Annotated in this window: 17 protein-coding genes and 1 other RNA gene; 9 read left to right on the top strand and 9 right to left on the bottom strand. The window is 42.3% G+C overall.

Annotation, left to right across the window (positions count from 1 at the left end; all coding sequences use genetic code 11):
- Window positions 1-50: 50 nt before the first annotated feature.
- From MTO98_RS13145 to dinB, 8 genes are all read right to left on the bottom strand, one after another.
- The gene (locus MTO98_RS13145; RefSeq protein ID WP_243487112.1) at window positions 51-1004 is read right to left on the bottom strand and encodes a D-2-hydroxyacid dehydrogenase; all 954 of its coding nucleotides are present in this window, start codon (window positions 1002-1004) and stop codon (window positions 51-53) included.
- Between the two features lie 83 nt (window positions 1005-1087).
- Window positions 1088-2155 carry a 3-phosphoserine/phosphohydroxythreonine transaminase gene (gene serC, locus MTO98_RS13140; protein WP_243487111.1) on the bottom strand — a complete coding sequence of 356 codons (1068 nt, stop codon included), beginning with the start codon at window positions 2153-2155 and terminating at the stop codon, window positions 1088-1090.
- A 203-nt stretch (window positions 2156-2358) separates the two neighbouring features.
- The gene (gene rpe / locus MTO98_RS13135; protein ID WP_243487110.1) at window positions 2359-3009 is read right to left on the bottom strand and encodes a ribulose-phosphate 3-epimerase; all 651 of its coding nucleotides are present in this window, start codon (window positions 3007-3009) and stop codon (window positions 2359-2361) included.
- Between the two features lie 219 nt (window positions 3010-3228).
- A complete protein-coding gene (locus MTO98_RS13130) occupies window positions 3229-5817 on the bottom strand; it encodes a hypothetical protein (RefSeq protein WP_243487109.1) in 2589 nt (862 codons plus the stop codon).
- Between the two features lie 466 nt (window positions 5818-6283).
- Window positions 6284-6982: a LytTR family DNA-binding domain-containing protein gene (locus MTO98_RS13125; protein WP_243487108.1), complete on the bottom strand. Its 699-nt coding sequence runs from the start codon at window positions 6980-6982 to the stop codon at window positions 6284-6286.
- A gap of 3 nt (window positions 6983-6985) precedes the next feature.
- Entirely contained in the window at window positions 6986-8029 is a 1044-nt protein-coding gene (locus MTO98_RS13120; RefSeq protein WP_243487107.1) for a sensor histidine kinase, read from the bottom strand.
- Window positions 8030-8047: 18 nt separating this feature from the next.
- A complete protein-coding gene (locus MTO98_RS13115; RefSeq protein WP_243487106.1) occupies window positions 8048-9262 on the bottom strand; it encodes an acyltransferase family protein in 1215 nt (404 codons plus the stop codon).
- 324 nt (window positions 9263-9586) lie between these two features.
- Window positions 9587-10771: a DNA polymerase IV gene (gene dinB, locus MTO98_RS13110; RefSeq protein WP_243487105.1), complete on the bottom strand. Its 1185-nt coding sequence runs from the start codon at window positions 10769-10771 to the stop codon at window positions 9587-9589.
- Between the two features lie 75 nt (window positions 10772-10846).
- Here dinB and MTO98_RS13105 point away from each other — a divergent pair, with 75 nt between their 5' ends.
- The 4 genes from MTO98_RS13105 (at window position 10847) to MTO98_RS13090 (ending at window position 13296) form a co-directional block, all read left to right on the top strand.
- Window positions 10847-11467 (top strand): 2'-5' RNA ligase family protein, encoded by a 621-nt coding sequence (locus MTO98_RS13105; protein WP_243487104.1) that lies wholly within the window; start codon window positions 10847-10849, stop codon window positions 11465-11467.
- Between the two features lie 12 nt (window positions 11468-11479).
- Entirely contained in the window at window positions 11480-12109 is a 630-nt protein-coding gene (locus MTO98_RS13100; RefSeq protein ID WP_243487103.1) for a 2'-5' RNA ligase family protein, read from the top strand.
- Window positions 12110-12153: 44 nt separating this feature from the next.
- Window positions 12154-12252, top strand: an RNA gene (gene ffs, locus MTO98_RS13095) — signal recognition particle sRNA small type.
- 87 nt (window positions 12253-12339) lie between these two features.
- Complete coding sequence (locus tag MTO98_RS13090; RefSeq protein WP_243487102.1) at window positions 12340-13296, top strand: YpdA family putative bacillithiol disulfide reductase; 957 nt, start codon at window positions 12340-12342, stop codon at window positions 13294-13296.
- A gap of 96 nt (window positions 13297-13392) precedes the next feature.
- Here the strand turns inward: MTO98_RS13090 and MTO98_RS13085 are convergent, their stop codons facing one another.
- Window positions 13393-13638: a hypothetical protein gene (locus MTO98_RS13085; RefSeq protein WP_243487101.1), complete on the bottom strand. Its 246-nt coding sequence runs from the start codon at window positions 13636-13638 to the stop codon at window positions 13393-13395.
- Between the two features lie 92 nt (window positions 13639-13730).
- Here MTO98_RS13085 and MTO98_RS13080 point away from each other — a divergent pair, with 92 nt between their 5' ends.
- From MTO98_RS13080 to MTO98_RS13060, 5 genes are all read left to right on the top strand, one after another.
- Complete coding sequence (locus MTO98_RS13080) at window positions 13731-14375, top strand: GNAT family N-acetyltransferase (RefSeq protein WP_243487100.1); 645 nt, start codon at window positions 13731-13733, stop codon at window positions 14373-14375.
- A 95-nt stretch (window positions 14376-14470) separates the two neighbouring features.
- Complete coding sequence (argG, locus tag MTO98_RS13075; protein WP_243487099.1) at window positions 14471-15670, top strand: argininosuccinate synthase; 1200 nt, start codon at window positions 14471-14473, stop codon at window positions 15668-15670.
- A complete protein-coding gene (locus MTO98_RS13070) occupies window positions 15663-16019 on the top strand; it encodes a cupin domain-containing protein (protein WP_243487098.1) in 357 nt (118 codons plus the stop codon). The genes argG and MTO98_RS13070 overlap by 8 nt, the downstream gene beginning before the upstream one ends.
- A 138-nt stretch (window positions 16020-16157) precedes the next feature.
- Window positions 16158-17087 carry an N-acetyl-gamma-glutamyl-phosphate reductase gene (gene argC, locus MTO98_RS13065; protein ID WP_243487929.1) on the top strand — a complete coding sequence of 310 codons (930 nt, stop codon included), beginning with the start codon at window positions 16158-16160 and terminating at the stop codon, window positions 17085-17087.
- A gap of 62 nt (window positions 17088-17149) precedes the next feature.
- A complete protein-coding gene (locus MTO98_RS13060) occupies window positions 17150-18277 on the top strand; it encodes an aspartate aminotransferase family protein (protein ID WP_243487097.1) in 1128 nt (375 codons plus the stop codon).
- Window positions 18278-18297 lie beyond the last annotated feature (20 nt).

Raw genomic sequence — 18297 nt, 5'->3', positions numbered from 1 at the left:
GCTTTATAGATTGCATTCGTGTAATTCGCTCTAATTAGAGTGAATTAGCGTTATGCTTTTTTAAAATGCTCAATGATCAAGCTTGCAAGCTCAACGCCAATCCTTTCCTGGGCCTCGTTAGTGGCAGCGCCAATGTGCGGGGTCAGGGAGATTTTTGGATGGGTTAAGATCTCTGCACGAGGGGTTGGTTCATTGTCGAACACGTCAAGCGCTGCAAATGAAACCTGGCCGCTATTTAATGCATCAACCAAAGCAAGCTCGTCGATCAAACCACCACGTGAGATATTTACCAGACCAACACCTTTTTTAGTTTTAGCCAATTCTTCGGCACCAAAAAGAGCTTTGTCGATAAATGGAGTATGCAATGTAATGAAATCGGCAGTGGTGATAATCTCATCAAGCGTAGATTTTTTAACAGATACTTTAACTTTGGTACCGCCGCCTAAAACAAGATCCAGCTCGGGATTGAAATCAAAAAGGTCATAAGCTAAAACATCCATACCAACACCGATAGCTATTTTAGCTACTTCCCTGCCGATACGGCCAAAACCTACAATACCTAAAGTTTTACCACGAAGCTCAACACCTTTAGCGTAAGCTTTTTTCAGGTCGTTAAATTTAGTACCACCATCAACAGGCATTTTGCGGTTGCTATCTGGTAAAAAGCGTACAGAACCGAATAAGCTGGCAAATACCAGTTCGGCAACTGATAAAGAAGAAGACGCCGGGGTGTTATATACACCAATGCCTTTTTCTTTGGCGTAATCAACATCAATATTATCAACACCTACACCACCGCGACCGATCAGTTTCAGGTTAGGCGTAGCGTCGATCAATGCTTTACGTACTTTAGTAGCACTACGTACGGTAATAGCATCATAGTTTTTCAATTTTTCAGGAAGCTCGTCCTGTGGGATATTGTTGGTATCAACAAAAAAGCCGGCATCTTCCAGCATTTTTTTTCCTATCGGGTCGATACCGTCGTTAGCTAATATTTTGATCATCTCTTTATACGTCATTGGGTCATCAGGTCATTGAGTCATTGCCATAAAAATGACATAATGACTCGATGACTTAATGATATAAATTATTTATTCTTTTCAGCAAATTCCTGCATTACGTCAATCAGCGCATAGATGCTGCTTATTGGCAATGCATTGTAAATTGAAGCGCGGAAACCGCCTACACTCCTGTGGCCTTTAATACCAACTATACCGCGTTCTTCGGCAAGTTTCAGGAATGGTTTCTCCAACTCCGCGTTTTCCATTACGAAGCAAACGTTCATTTTTGAGCGGTCTTCAACGGCAGCCACTGCTTTGAACAATGGGTTGCGGTCAATTTCTTCATAAAGTACACGTGCTTTAGTAATATTTTCCTGCTCAATTGCCGGTACGCCGCCTTTTGCTTTTAACCATTTAAGGGTAAGCATAGATACGTAGATAGCAAACACCGGTGGGGTGTTGTACATTGAACCACCTTCAATTTGAGTTTGGTAGTTGAACATTGCAGGGATTTTACGACCGGTTTTACCCAGCAGATCGTCCTTAACAATAACCAAAGTAACACCGGCAGGGCCCATGTTTTTCTGAGCACCGGCGTAGATCAAACCGAAATCGGCAACGTTAACAACGCGGCTGAAAATATCTGACGACATATCACAAACCACCGGAATTGGCGATTTAAAGAACTCCTGTAACTGCGTACCGTAAATGGTATTGTTAGAAGTAATGTGGATATAAGCAGCATCAGCCGGGATTTCAAAATCCTTAGGGATGTACGTAAAGTTAGCTTCTTTTGAAGTAGCTACAACTTGTACTTCGCCAAAGTATTTAGCTTCTTTTAAAGCCTTGTTGGCCCAAACGCCGGTTTCAACATACGCTGCTTTACCACCTTCAGGTAACAGGTTGTAAGGGGCTAAAGCAAACTGGGTGCTGGCACCGCCTTGCAGAAACAATACCGAATAACCTTCCGGAACATTGAATAATTCTTTTACCAGGCTTACAGCTTCGTCTAAAACGGCTTCAAACTCTTTTGATCGGTGCGAAATTTCAAGCAAAGAGAGTCCAGTACCATTAAAATCAATAACTGCTTCTGAAGCTTGCTTTAAAACTTCGTGTGGTAGAATGCCGGGTCCGGCACCAAAATTATGTTTCATATAATTAACGAATTGTAGGTTCTAAATACACTATTAGGAAGTTTGTATTTTGTTGGGCCGAAGTTAATTAATTTGACAAAATATATAGACATTATTTACATTTTTTGAAAAAATATACAATTAATCAACAAACGGGCCTTTGATTGCAAATAATTAAACTAACCCTACAGGGTTGGTAGTGATTATTGCGATAATAATAACTTTTAGGGATGTTTGAGTTTTGAAATTGCGGCCACCTGGTTGGCCGACGAGAATACCGAAGTACCGGCAACAAACACATTTGCACCGGCTTCTATAAGTTTTGCTACATTGTTAGCATCCACCCCACCATCAATCTCAATTAACAGGCCGGGATTTTTCTCGGCACTTAGTGTTCTGAGTTCTTTGATCTTTTTATAAGTGTTGTCAATAAAATGCTGTCCGCCGAAGCCGGGATTAACCGACATGATCAAAACCATATCCAGTTCGGCAATAATATCCTCCAATAAAAAAACAGGCGTTGCCGGGTTTATAGCAACAGCAGCTTTACAACCTAATTGTTTAATTACCTGCACAGTACGGTGTAAATGCGGGCATGCTTCCTGATGCACGGTAATACTATCGGCTCCGGCATCTTTAAACGCTTTCAGGTAACGATCGGGGTCAACAATCATTAGGTGAACGTCGAGCGGCTTGGTGGCGTGTTTTTTTACAGCACTTACAACCGGGAAGCCAAAAGAGATATTTGGAACAAACATACCATCCATAATATCAACGTGGATCCAGTCGGCTTCGCTGTTATTGATCATTTCGATATCGCGTTGCAGGTTGGCAAAATCGGCCGCTAAGATAGATGGTGCTATGAGGTGATTCATATGCAAATATATAAATCCCGATAACCTGCATGCCCGGAAAGGGCAATTAATTTCTGATATTAATGTAAAAATGAAGTTCAAGTTGCATAAGGTTATGCAATTCTGCAGATCTGTGGACTCCGCAGGTTCAAGCGTCTTCCGCTCGAATCCAAACAATGTTAAGTGCCCATGCTTAACATTTAACCGCACGCGTGGACGCTTGAACGGGCATTTTTATATCTAAAACCTAAACCCGATAGAGATATAAGGTAACGACCCTTCTTTTGAAAAACCCATTACAGCCTCTATCAGCACCAATTGAGCAGGAATGATGTATAAACCACCACCATAACCATCATGCCACCTGTCTGATGATTCGCCGGGAACCCATACCCTGCCTACATCATTAAAGCCGATCAGGCCAAATGAACCGGGCAGCAGGTACGATGTAAAATCCATAACCTTTAATCGTAACTCGAGGTTATTATAAGCAATTGTTTTACCGGTAAACCTGTTGGTATGAAAGCCACGAAAGTTTTGCGCTCCGCCAAGCTTCATCTGCTGAAAATACGCGGCATTACCTACCGTAGTGCCTAAACCTGTACGGTTAGCAATTACCAATATTGAGTCTCTATCGGGATTTAAATAAAAACTAAACTCAGATAATACCTGCCCGTAGGTATTGTGACTTCCCGAACCGCCACCGCTAAAACCACTTACCGTGGTTGTCCATAAAATGCCTTGCGTGGGGATGATCAGTTTATTCCGGGTATCCACCGTTGCGTTGGCCGTTAAACCTCCATAAACTTTGGTGCCAAAAACTTCCTCATTAGGAAAAGCGGCATTATAGCCATTCAAAAACCTTTCGGTATTGTTGGTTGCCTTGCTGTTATAAAACTGACCTGCAATGCCGGCGCTTACATGCAGTTTCCCAAAATCGCGGTGCAGGGAAACATCACCTGTAACATAGTCATAGCGGTTACGATAGTAGGAGATTTTCCTGTCGCCTTCATTTTCAAAAACGGTGTTATTCCCTATCCCGAAAAAATTGCTCAGGTTGCTTGGCCCTCTCGAAAGCAGGTTGATCTTCAGGTCATTTTCGCCGATGGCTTTTTTCCAGTCGGCCATGTAGGTAAACAAAAATGATTTGCGTTCCAGCGAATAATTAGTCAGAAACTCTTCTCTGAAAGCATAAGGTTCCTTGCGGAAACCATGCCGCTCATACGAGAAACCACCTATCAGTAAAATACCAATATCATTGCTGTAATTGGCCAGGATGATGGGCTCAAACCTGTCGAACTTAAAGCTGGTTTTATCATAACTATTTACCGCAGTATCTGTCGACGTACGATTTTTGGCAAGTGACGATGAAGGAAGTACATTTTTCTGATCCGAGCGGTCATAAATATAAGTTTTGCCTTTATTATGCAAGCTACTGTCAACGGCAAAAGTATCCATGCCATCGCCGCCTATCATCCTAACTATTATGGGTGACGGCGTTGTGCCTTTTACCGTAAAAAAATCATCACCATCAAAACCATACATCCTTATCTCTTTGGTAACATCCGGCTTAAAAGTACGTTGGTAAGTAACTTTATCAACGCTACCGTCTTTCTTTATCTTATTTACCGTAAGGCTGATATCGCCATTACTTTCGTGGGCTATGGTGAACTTGTCCGTTTTATCACTCGTAGGGACATCTACGTATATCGAGATAAATTTATAATACTCAAGCGCCTGTTTTTGAAGGATATTACGCCTTGCAATCATTTTGCTGATGATCTCCGGGCCCGAAAGCCGGTAAATGGTATCCGGCATTAAATGCACCGCTTTTTTGATCAGATCATCGGTCAATTTGCTTTGTACGTAGGCTATCTGCTCTTTCCAGTCATCTTCGCTCAACTGGTTGAGGAAATACCGGTCAAAATAACGGGCGTTAAAATTCCAGCCATTGATATCCCTGATCTCATCACTGTAACCCTGAAATTTTGATTTGAGCCATTGATGAGCTACTATCCAGGGCAATATGCCCGATGTTTTGTAATACACCTGGTCACGGTCGCGGGGAACGGGTTCATAAACGGTTTCATGTTTGCCGTCGATCTTTTCCCAGCGCCATTGGTCTTCATGCCTGTCCCAATCGCCCAAAAGCATATCCAGCAGGCGGGCGCGAAGTACGGTCTTTTGATCAACCCGGTTATCATTATCATCCTGTAGTTTGCGCTGTACCTTTTCGGTGTTATCAGTTTTTTCGGCATCAAGTGGCTCGCGCTCTTCAAACAAAAACACCTGGTTTGCAAAATCCTTCTGATACTCCCCAAAAGCAGGATCATCCGGCACATAAACAATTTTGGGGTTTGAATGAGGCACCCCAAGCGCTTCGGCCAAAGGCGGTACAGTAAGTGCTGAAAAAGGATGCGCTGCCGATACCTGGTCTTGCAGGATATCTTTAGCCACCGTAGGCCGCAAATCAACGGGTAAACCTTTTTCAGGATATTTTTGAATAGTACGCAGCACCCATTGCTGCCCGGTAGGGTCCTGAAGACGTAATGATTTTGTTTGCTTCCCCCCGCCCCTCTGCAATATTTTAAGTCCGCCTTTTTCGGTAGTGAGATGAAATACAGGCAGTGTAACAGGCGCTGCCCAAAGCTTACGATAGTTATCGCCTAAAAAAAACTGGTGGGTTCCGCTTACATTATTATAGGATGGCTCGATAGCCAGTTTAACGCTGTCGCTATGGGTTTGGGCATATGAAATATTGACGGTTAAGCACAAGCCTGCCGTTAAAAAAGTGGATAAAGCTTTGAACAGGTTTTTACCGTGCCCCATAGGTTTTTTAGTTATACAATAGTAGTATAACCGCATATTACAAAATAGTTTTAATTATACACAGGGAAATCACTTTAAAAATGCATGATAAGAAGCCGTTAAAAAATACAGAATCTTCATTGCCGTTGGTTTCAACCAAAGGAATAAAAAGCTAAAAAGTCCTGGCTTTAGCCTAATTATACAAGCGAATTTGGGCTGAAGCCCACTTGTTGCTACTCATTATTCCGTTGGTTGAAACCAACGGCAATGACGTTTTATCTACCTGTAAGCGATATTCATCAAACTTAAACAGCTTGTAAGAGGAAGCGAACAAACAAGAAATTTCCACACTAATTTTCCCGAATTAATCTAATTACACGAATTTCAAGTTTACCTCATTAAAAAATTCGTGTAATTCGATTAATTGTGTCGAGTGTGAAAGGTAATTCGTGTAAAAATTTCTGATCTTAGTTATTTAAAGTGATTGCTACCTTGATTGATTAATAAGCGCATGCATTACTTGGTCTTTAAGCTGCCTGCTGATCGGTACCTCAAACGTGCCAATATTCAGCATATTCCCTTCTATCGACGTAATTTTATTATTGGCAACAATGTATGATTTATGTGTTTGCATAAATTTGCGCGATGGCAATTTTTCGGCAAAAGCCCGCAGGGTACTATGCGTTATGATCTTACGCGTCGAGATGTAGATCTCTACATAGTTTTCCATGCCTTTGATAAACAGTACCTCATCAAAAACTATCTTTTCGAGTTTGCCATTACTCTTAACAAAAAGGTAATCGACACTACCCGCGTTACTTCTTAAATCAAAATAGTCTTTGGCTTTAAAAGCGGCTTTCATAAAACGCTCAAACGGAATAGGTTTAAGCAGATAGTCAAGCACATCCAGATCAAAGCCATCGGTGGCATATTCCTTAAAAGCAGTAGTAAAAATCACTTTGGGTGGATTGGGCAGCGACCGGATAAATTCAACGCCGGTTAAGTGCGGCATCTGGATATCCAAAAACAGCAGATCAACCGGCTCTTGGGCCAGCAAGGCCCCCAGTTCCATAGCGTCCTCACATTGGGCTTTCAGGTCAAAAAAGCCGGCTTTTGTAACGTAGCCTTCCAGGCCTTTACGGGCAAAGGGTTCATCGTCGGTAATAATGCAACTGATTGAGGCCATTATTTAAATTTCTAATTGAAGTATTGCTGTATAATGATCGCCTTCGCGACCCGCAGTTAATTGATGTTTATCCGGGTAAAGTAATTGCAGTCTGCGGCTTAAATTTTCTAAACCAATACCGCTGCAATTATCTGGGGCTTTCATATTTGCCGGCACATCATTATAAACTTTAAAAACAAATTTACCGTCGGTAATGCATCCTTCTATAACTATTTTATAATCTCCACCTATATATTTAAAAGCGTTTTCAACCAAGGGCAGCAAAAGTAACGGATAGATCTGCTGATCAGCTAAGCATCCGTTAAAATTAACACTGAGCTTCATTTTGCTGCTTACCCTGATCTGCTGCAACCGGATATAATTTTCGAGATACTCTAACTCCTGTTTTATAGGCACCTGCTGTTGCTGATCATAAAGCTGATAACGCAACAAGTTCGACAATAACTCGGTACTCTTTTTTGCACCGGGAACATCTTCATCCATCTGAAAATAAATAGTATTCAGCGCATTAAACAAAAAATGCGGATGGTATTGAGCTTTTAAAAACTTCAGTTCGGTTTCCAGTTGATCATTAGTTAATTTTTCCAATTGCATCTTATTGTTTACGTAGGCCTTTAGCCAGGTACTGCTACGCGCAATGCCATAATAAACAATAGCGTACAACGTGGGGATCATGTTAATATCGGCCACATCAGCCCAGGGCATCAGTTCATCTATGCCCTGGCTTACATGCAGGGCCATATCCATCGGAACAAATACTACGTTTACCAATACCAGGTTTACCCCTACCAATATAGCCAACTCCCGTGCTACGTCCCGATAGGATAGCTGTGCTGTTCCGTGTTTGTCATAGTACCTGAAAAGCCATTCAAAAAGATAGATGGCCAAATAACCAACCAATATGGAACAGGCCATTTCAATGCCATTGACGTAAAAATCCCTTTTCCAAAAATGCTGGCCAACGTCGGTATCATGTAACAACCTGATGGTAAAATATACCAATAGGCCATATACTGCCGGGAAAATATATTTCCGAAAAAAATTCATATCAGCAAATTACAAATTTCAGGCAGAAAGGACAGGTTCATGATTTATCTCCAATGTCTCCGGCTTTGTTACGGCACTGGTTTTCTCTTTTGGCTTCATACCGAATAAAAACCGGGTTAGCGCATAAGGCCGTATCAGTAAATGATAGGTAAGCACGGTTACAAAAAGAGTAATCCCAACAGTATAAATGTATTTCGATAGAATGCTTTCATTTTGCGCTTGCACAATATAATAAGCCAATAAAACAATAACCGTTTGATGCAATATATAAAACGGATATACCGCCTGGTTTAAGTAATTCAGCACTTTGTGACTGCGGTTAAAATAATGTTTGCCATAGCCAACCAGCGCCAGCACCCATCCCCAGGCGATGATTGGTCGCAAAGCTGTAAAGGCATATGAAAACGCGATATTTTGAAAAGGCCAGTGCGGATGCAAGGGTTCAACGCCGTTCCATCGCATTGCTTCCCAGGTCATCAGGCTTAAAAAACCGATGGTTAAAGCAAACCGGCGATTGCGCTCCAGGCTGTCCATCAGTTTAGGCTGAAGAATACAGATAAAACCAGCCAGCAGGAAAAATAACCAGTAAATAAAGTAACTCCCGTCGTGGATCAGATCGTTGGTCTCGGGCAAATCCCAGCTGGTGAAAGTAAACCACAGGATTCCGGGCAGCATCAACAAGTAAACCCATTTCCCTTCTGCCAAAACCGCCAGTTTTTGCTTAAACGCATTGCTTTTGGGCGAGATCATCCAGGCGAATATAGGCGCGAAGATCAGGTCGTAAATAAACAGGTAGGATATAAACCAAAGGTGATGCCAGCTGAAATTGCCTTTAGGATAAGGTTGAAAGCTAAATGTACTTGGATAAAAATCCAGGAATGACCCTTTGTAGCCATTGGCCAAACGCTCCATGTAGATCTGCGGCGGCACAATGATGAACATGCCCACCAAAAGCGGAATAAAAAGACGGCGGAAACGCAAACCTATGAAACTGAGTGTAGAACGCCGCTGCATCATGTAGTAACTCACGGTACCTGAAATAAAAAAGAGCAGCGGCATGCGAAAAAGGTGCAAAAAATGATTTGATTCCATCATTAGGTTGCTGGTTTCATGGTTTTTGATATGCCAGCCATCCTCGGCAACATAAGGCATTGCCGAGTGAAAAAACAATACACCCAATATGGATAATATCCTCAACCAATCGAGGTAAGTTTGACGTTGTGTGGTTTCCATAATTTCTTCTTTTTGTTCAAAAGAAGTCACAACTCATCGCTCCATAAAATTACTTTGACCAACGGTAAAAAACCTTTGACCATTGGTAGAAAATTAGTGGCGCGACTGACATGTATAATTCTCCCTGTCATTTCGACGAATCCGCGGAGGCAGTGCGGCAGTGTGAGGAGAAATCTTATACGCCATGCACGGCGACTTGCATGGCTTATAAGATTTCTCTTTCGCACCAGCCCTCAATCAGCCCATGCTCTATCGAAATGACACGTACTTTACATTGATAATTCCTGCAATCAGCGAAATCAACGTAATCAAAAAAATCAACGGTCAGCCCCGCATAAACGGATTAAAATTCCTTGTCCCGATCTCCATGCCGGCAGCCCTGCAAACGGTTTTGTCGCCAAATTTAAAATTGATCTGATCCATGGCCTGGTAAAGTTTGATGCGTTCTTCATTATCCTCAAACAGGTTGATCTGGTAGCTGCCGGTACAAAGATCACTTAACCTAACACCTATCAACCTGATCGGCCGGTGCTGGTCCCAGGCCATTTTAAGTAAGTTTTTTACACCGGGGATCAGGATATGTTCTGCCGCGGTAAGCGCTATTTTTTGCTGCTGGGTATGTGTTTCAAAGTTGCCGTAGCGCAGCTTGATAGCCAGGCATGATGAAAGTTTGTTTTCTCTCCTGAGTTTTGAAGACAGTTCCTCTGTCATCGATACCAGGATAGTTTCGAGCGTACGGTGATCGGCAACATTGGTACTAAACGTATGCTCTGTGCTGATGGATTTCCTGTCGGAGTGAGGAACAATTTCGCTATGATCTATCCCGTTGGCTTTTTCCCAAAGTGAATGCCCGTATTTCCCGAAAACTGTTTCGAGGAAGCGGATATTGGTACGCTGCAAGTCGCCTATCTTTTCAATACCATATTGATATAACTTATTGCAGGTGCTCTCTCCTAAGCCTGGAATTTTACCAATGTTAAGCGGAGCCAGAAACTTCATTTCATCGCCATGTTTTACAAACATTTGCCCGTTGGGCTTGGCCTGATTGGTAGCCATTTTGGCTATCGTTTTGCCGGATGCCATGCCAAATGAAATAGGCAGACCTGTTTCCTTTATGATCTTCTGCCTTAGCTTGCTTGCTTCGTGATAGCAATCATAAAAACGATCCATGCCGGTATAATCAATATAAAACTCATCAACCGACGTTTTTTGGTACAAAGGCACCGTATCGTGGATGATCTGTGTAACCTCACGCGAGGCCTCCCCATACCGCCCATGCGAACCGCGGATAAGGATAGCATGAGGGCAAAGTTGCAGAGCTTTTTTTGTAGGCATAGCCGAATGTACCCCAAACGCCCTGGCCTCATAACTGCAAGAAGCCACCACTCCCCTTTCGGGCGAACCACCGATGATCACCGGCTTACCGATCAGCTCGGGATGAAACTTTCGTTCCACCGAAACGAAAAACGAGTCGAGGTCGATATGTACAATATGCCGCTTAGCTTCCACACAACAAATATGAAAATTAATTTGGTATTTTGCTAATTTTTTTAGCAAATTTGAATAACAAAAATGATACAGCCAATGAGTATATATGAAGATTATCTAATGTTATTATCGCCTCCCGAAACGGTGAAGCATGAGATTGCCCGTTACAAAAAAGCATCGGCAAAACTCATTGGTAATTATAAAAGTATGGATTCGCCGGCTCATATCTCTGTACAGCATCTTGAAAGGCAAAAGCCTTTTATGGCCGATAAAAACCTGGAATTGATGGAACAGGGGCTGAATACTATGCCTCCCGTGTTACTGCATATGGATGGGTTTTATCATTTCACCCATCTGCATAACCGCATGACCATTTATGCCAATATCCGTGCAACTCCCGCTACCGACGATTGGTTCAACACTTTAAAAAAGAAGCTGCGCATCAAAAAGCATATCATACCTCATATAACCGTTGTGCGCGATATCCCGGAAAAAGATTTCGACACACTGTGGCCTCATTTTAAGCATAAAAAGTTGATGGAGCCATTTTGGGTTAAAGAACTTACCATTTTAAAACGTGATACGCTTGATGCCTTTGCCAAATGGAATAAGTTTAAAATTTTTGAATTTAAAAACATGACCGGCCCGGGCTATACCCGCGATGAGCTGGAACTGCTTAAAGCCGGCGGCCCGGATCAAATCAATTTGTTCATTTAAAATTCAGTAATCATGGACTACGCATTTTATCATTTTATCCTCCCGATACCCGATCATGTTGATGTCATGGTCCGTAAATTAAAAACCGAAGCAAAACGCATTATCGGCAATTACCCAAGTATGCATGCCCGGGCGCATATCACCATAAATAATTACCCGCGCAAACCACTGGATCTAGATGTTCAGGGTTTTTCGTTTTTGAGCAGAAAACTAAATTTGTTGCCCCCGGCCGTTTTTGAAATAGATGGGTTTGATTGCTTCAACGAAGATAACAACTATAACAAAACCATTTTTGCAAAGCTTAAACTTACCGGGCAAAACCGATATTGGCTAAAGTTATTGAAGGATATCGTTGGCGATAGCAGTGCAATACCCCATATTACCGTAGCAAGAGCTATAACCCCCGAACAATTTAACTTGCTTTGGCCCCATTTTCAAAAGAGGGAAATGAAGGTAAAATTCGTTGTTAACCGGCTTACTATTTTGAAAAATCTGTTGTTGGATATTGATCAGCATGCCAAAACTTACCGCGAATTTGAGTTTCGAGGAGATGAAAACGTGTTAACGAAGTACGATAATCTGGCTATATCAAGGCAAATTAAAAATTATCCCTCTATAAATCAACAGATAAGCCTTTTTTAACATTTTCTTAACCATAAACGCTACCTTTTTCTATATTTGCGCCGGGGTAAGTCTTTTACGGCCAGCTCCTCTTGAACTCCCCCAGGGTGGGAACACAGCAAGGGTAGAGAGTTGAGCGGCGCGATAAAAGTAGCTTACCCTTTTTTTATTTTCTTATTTTTGCCGCACCGGCAAACATGCCCCGAACCTGCACAGGTTCATGATTTCTTTAACTTCATAACTGTATATAAATGCTCGATATATTCATTATTGGTGGAGGCCCGATAGGTTTAACTTGCGGACTTGCCGCTCAAAAAGCCGGTTTAAGTTTTGTAATTGTCGAAAAAGGCACCCTTGTAAACTCTTTATACAACTACCCCGCTACCATGACATTTTTCTCTACTTCCGAGAAACTGGAGATTGGCGGCGTTCCCTTTGTTACCGTACACAACAAGCCTACCCGTAATGATGCTTTGGAGTATTACCGCCGGGTAGCACTGTCAAACAACCTGCCTATTCATCTTTTTGAGGAAGTTACCGAAGTGAAGCCCGAAGATGGCTATTATACCATCACCACAAAAAAGGCGACGTATCAGGCAAAAAAAGTGATCCTTTCAACCGGGTTTTATGATATCGCAGTTAACCTTGATATCCCCGGCGAAAACCTGCCCAAAGTAAAACACTACTACCAGGACCCGCATTTTTACACCCTGCAAAAAGTAGTGGTGGTTGGTTCAAGCAACTCGGCTATTGATGTAGCGCTTGAAACTTACCGCAAAGGTGCCGAAGTTACACTGGTAATCCGCGGTAGCGAGGTAAGCAACAGGGTTAAATATTGGGTAAGGCCGGATATCATCAACCGCATCAAAGAAGGCAGCATCAAGGCTTATTTCAATTCAAATCTCGAAGCTATCCGTGAAAACGAGGTCGATATTAAAACACCGGAAGGGTTAATTACTATCCCAAATGATTTTGTAATGGCGATGACGGGCTATAAACCGAATTTTGAGTTCCTGAAAAAGCTTGGTATTATCCTTTCTGAAGATAAATTCATCCCTCAATATAACCCCGAAACCATGGAAACAAACATGCCCGGTTTATACCTTGCCGGTGTAGTTTGCGGCGGGCTGGATACCCACTTATGGTTCATTGAAAACTCGCGTGTTCATGCTGATATGATCATCGATGATATTTTAAGAAAAAAGTGAGTGGTTGAGTAAGTTGATTGGGCGAGCAGTTACACTTGCAAACCAGCAGGTTACGATAAAAACAGAACCATTCACCCAATCAACCTAACCAACTATTCACCAACCCTCAAATAATGACATTTTTTTCTTGTATAAATAAAATTTTATAGTCTTCTTTGCAGCGAAATTAAAAACACAGTAATTCAATAAAAAAATGAATACACCAAGCTTAAATAAGCCCGCTACAAGAGCAAGTTTTGCTCCAGTTGCTGCTGCCTTGGGTTCAACTGTTTTTTTAAACTGCCCTCTCCGACGAAGGACCTTCATGCCACGGGCTTGAATTAATTTCTCTCCTGCCCACACAAAAAGAGTTTTTTAAACTTCTTTTAAAAAAAACCATCTAATTATTTAAGGCTTTAAAAGGCCGATTAATTTCACGGTAATTATCTATTTAAATGACAATACAAGATTTTGATATTCAGGTTGCTACTGCACAGCACGTAGATTATGCTGCCATGATATGCGATGAAATGGCCGAATCGGCCAAAGCGCGTGGAACCGGTATAGCTACACGCTCGCCCGAATATGTTGCTAATAAAATGCTGGAAGGCAAAGCGGTTATAGCCCTCCATAAAGACGGTACCTGGGCCGGTTTCTGCTATATAGAAACCTGGAGCCATGGCGACTTTGTTGCCAACTCGGGCCTCATTGTTAATCCACAGTTCCGTAAGGCCGGATTGGCAAAAGCTATTAAACACCGTATTTTTCAGCTATCGCGTACCAAATACCCCGATGCCAAAATATTCGGATTAACAACTGGCTTAGCTGTAATGAAGATCAATTCGGAGCTTGGCTATGAACCGGTTACCTACTCCGAACTTACCCAGGATGAAAACTTTTGGGCAGGCTGCAAAAGCTGTGTAAACTTTGACATTTTAACCAGCAAGGGCCGCAAAAACTGCATGTGCACAGCGATGTTGTTTGATCCGGCTGAAAAGCAGAAAGAATACGAAGAAAAAATGCAACGCATTACGCATAAGGCAACCTTGCTCGAACGTATAGAAAACGCCATTAAGAAGCGTATTAAACACGACGCATAATTTGAGGTCGTTACTTAATTAAACGAAACAGATCACCATAATTGATAAGTAAAGCTTTAAGCCTTATGCTTTTAGCTTTAAGCTCACCAAAAACAATGAAGAAAAAAGTAGTATTAGCTTATAGCGGAGGTTTAGATACCTCATTTTGCTGTATTTATTTAACACAGGACCTTGGTTACGAGGTGCATTCGGTTATTGTAAATACCGGCGGTTTCAGCGAGGAAGAGTTAAAAGGCGTTGAGGAACGTGCTTATAAAATGGGCGTAACGTCGCACCATGTGGTTGATGAAACCGAAAACTTTTACAATACCTGCGTACGCTTTTTAATTTACGGCAACGTATTAAAAAACAACACCTACCCGCTATCTGTAAGTGCCGAGCGCGTAAGCCAAGCCACTGCTATTGCTAACTACGCTAAAGAAATTGGTGCCGAATTTGTTGCCCACGGTAGTACCGGTGCTGGTAACGACCAGGTGCGTTTTGATATGATCTTCAACATCCTTGTTCCGGAAGTAAAGATCATTACTCCTATCCGCGACCTGAAACTGAGCCGCGAAGAAGAGATCGAATACCTGAAAAAACATGGTGTTGATATGAACTTCGAAAAAGCCAAATACTCTATCAACAAAGGGATCTGGGGTACATCAGTTGGCGGTAAAGAAACTTTAACTTCAAACCTTGGCTTACCTGAAGAAGCTTGGCCTACTCAGGTTACTGAATCCGAAGTGAAAGATTTGGTGCTTACTTTTGAAAAGGGCGAATTGGTGGCCATTGGTGATGAAAAATATGATCACCCAACCAAAGCTATCCAGGCATTGCAGGCTATTGCCCAGCCTTATGGCATTGGCAGGGATATTCACGTTGGTGATACTATTATAGGTATTAAAGGTCGTGTAGGTTTTGAGGCTGCGGCTCCATTGGTGATCATCAAAGCTCACCACACTTTAGAGAAACATGTGTTGACCAAATGGCAGCTTTCATGGAAAGATCAGTTATCATCTTTCTATGGCAACTGGCTGCATGAAGGTCAGTTCCATGATCCTATCATGCGCAACATCGAGGCATTCCTGAACGATACCCAATTAAATGTAAGTGGTAAAGTGTTTGTACAATTACATCCTTACCGTTTCCAGGTTGTAGGTATCGAATCTGATCATGATCTGATGTCGAACAAATTTGGCAGCTACGGCGAGATGAATAACGCATGGAGCGGCGAAGACGTTAAAGGGTTCTCCAAAATATTTGGCAACCAGGTAATGATCTATCATAAGGTTAACGGTCAAAGCAATGATTAATACTGCTTTTTCAAAAAGTGATTGCTTAAAGCATTATAACTGGGGCGACGACTGCCACGGATGGACCTTCATTGATACCGAAGCCCTGTCTGTTAAACAGGAGCTGATGCCACCGGATACTGCCGAGCAATTGCATTACCACGAAAAAGCCACACAGGTATTTTTTATTTTAAAAGGACGGGCTACCTTTTCGATAGACGGCGAAGTTACGGTATTGAAGCCAGAACAGGGCATCGAGATCCATCCCGGTCAAAAGCATTTTATCAGCAACAACGACCGGAGCGATCTTGAATTTATTTTATATTCATATCCATCTACAAATAATGATCGGATAAATTTGGCCCCCTAACCCCCTAAAGGGGGAATAATTTTTAAAATTATGACTGAATTTAAAGATAATAATGACGCTACTCTTGCTCCCCCTTCAGGGGGCCGGGGGGCGATACGTGCAGGCATAGTTGGCGGAGCGGGATACACCGGCGGCGAAATGCTCCGGATCCTGATCAATCATCCTGCTGTTGATATTGCTTTTGTGCATAGCAACAGCAATGCAGGCAACTATGTTTACGAAGTACATACCGACCTTTTTGGGGATACCGAGCTGAAATTTGCAGCTGAATTATCTACAGATATTGATGTGCTTTTCCTTTGTGTAGGTCATGGTGACGCGAAAAAGTTTTTGGAAGCAAATGCTATCCCCGATTCTGTTAAGATCATTGACCTGAGCCAGGATTTCAGGCTGAGCCAAAATTCAACTTTAAATAGCAAAAGTTTTGTTTACGGCCTGCCTGAATTAAATCGCGAGGCTATCAAAACGGCTGCTAACATTGCCAACCCGGGTTGCTTTGCTACCTGTTTGCAATTAGGCTTACTTCCGCTGGCATCAAAGGGCCTGTTGAATAACGAAGTGCATGTTACAGCAACCACAGGTTCAACCGGTGCAGGCCAAAGCTTGTCGCCAACGTCTCACTTTACATGGCGTAATGATAACCTGTCGGTTTATAAAGCATTTAGTCATCAGCATTTAAATGAGATCGGTCAATCGTTAAGGCAACTACAAGGTAATTTTGACAAGGCTATAAACTTTATCCCATATCGTGGCGACTTTACCCGCGGTATTATCGCTTCAATCTATACTGAAAGTGATTTAACCGAAGAAGAAGCTTTAGCACTTTACCAAAGCTATTACGATGGTCATCCGTTTACGCATGTAACCAACCGTAATATCGATCTGAAGCAGATTGTGAACACCAACAAATGCTTTATCCAGGTAAAAAAACACGATAACAAAATATTCATTATAAGCATAATGGATAACTTACTTAAAGGCGCATCCGGCCAGGCAGTACAGAACATGAACTTATTGTTCGGACTGGACGAGCGCGCAGGCTTACGACTTAAGGCGATCGGATTCTAAACCGTTCGCCGCATCCGGAAGTTCTGTTATTAATTAAGTTTACCCTTTTATCTCTACAAAAAATGAAATTGTTCGACGTCTATCCGATAAATAATATAAACATAACACGTGGTCAGGGCAGTCTTGTGTACGATGCACAGGATACCGAGTATTTAGACATGTATGGTGGTCACGCTGTGATCTCTATTGGTCATACCCATCCGCACTACGTAAAACGTTTAGAAGACCAGTTACATAAATTGGGCTTTTATTCTAACTCTATCGAGATCCCTATCCAAAAAGAACTGGCTCAAAAGCTTGGTAAAGTTTCGGGTAAGGAAGATTACCAGTTGTTCCTGTGTAATTCAGGTGCCGAGGCTAATGAAAATGCTTTAAAACTGGCTTCTTTTTATAATGGAAAGAAGAAAGTTATCGCATTCAGCAAATCATTCCATGGTCGTACCTCTTTGGCTGTTGCAGTTACTGATAACCCCAAGATAGTTGCCCCTATTAACGAAACTGATAACGTGATCTTTTTGCCATGGGCAGATGAGGCTGCGTTAGAACAGGCATTCAAAAACAACGAGATCTCTTCAGTAATTATTGAAGGCATTCAGGGTGTTGGCGGTATTCAAGTTGCATCTGAAAGCTTCCTGCAAAAGATCCGTTCATTATGCGACGAGTACAATGCAGTTTTCATTGCCGATTCAGTACAGTGCGGTTATGGCCGTACAGGTAAATTCTTTTCGCATGATTTTGCCGGTGTTGATGCTGATATCTACAGCATGGCTAAAGGCATGGGTAATGGCTTCCCGGTTGGCGGCATCATTATTTCGCCAAAAATACAACCTGCTTACGGTATGCTGGGCACCACTTTTGGTGGTAACCATTTGGCTTGTGCTGCTGGGTTGGCCGTACTTGAAACTATGGAGCAGGACAACCTGATGCAAAACGCTGCCGAAATTGGCGGTTACCTGATCAAAGAATTGAAAAAGCTGGAGCAGGTTAAAGAGGTTCGCGGTCGCGGGTTAATGATCGGTATTGAACTGCCTGAAGAATTGGCCCACGCACGTAAAGAGCTGCTAAACAAGCACCACATATTTACCGGCGAAGCTAAACCTAATGTGATCAGGTTACTACCGGCACTTAATTTAACTAAGGCTCATGCCGACAGGTTCCTGGAAGCTTTTGTAAATGTATTGAATCAATAACTCGCTATAATATCAAACCA

The sequence above is a fragment of the Mucilaginibacter sp. SMC90 genome (assembly GCF_022811725.1).
Classification (GTDB): domain Bacteria; phylum Bacteroidota; class Bacteroidia; order Sphingobacteriales; family Sphingobacteriaceae; genus Mucilaginibacter.
The sequence above is the reverse complement of the archived record's forward strand: the minus strand, read 5'-3'. Positions and strand labels throughout refer to the sequence as shown.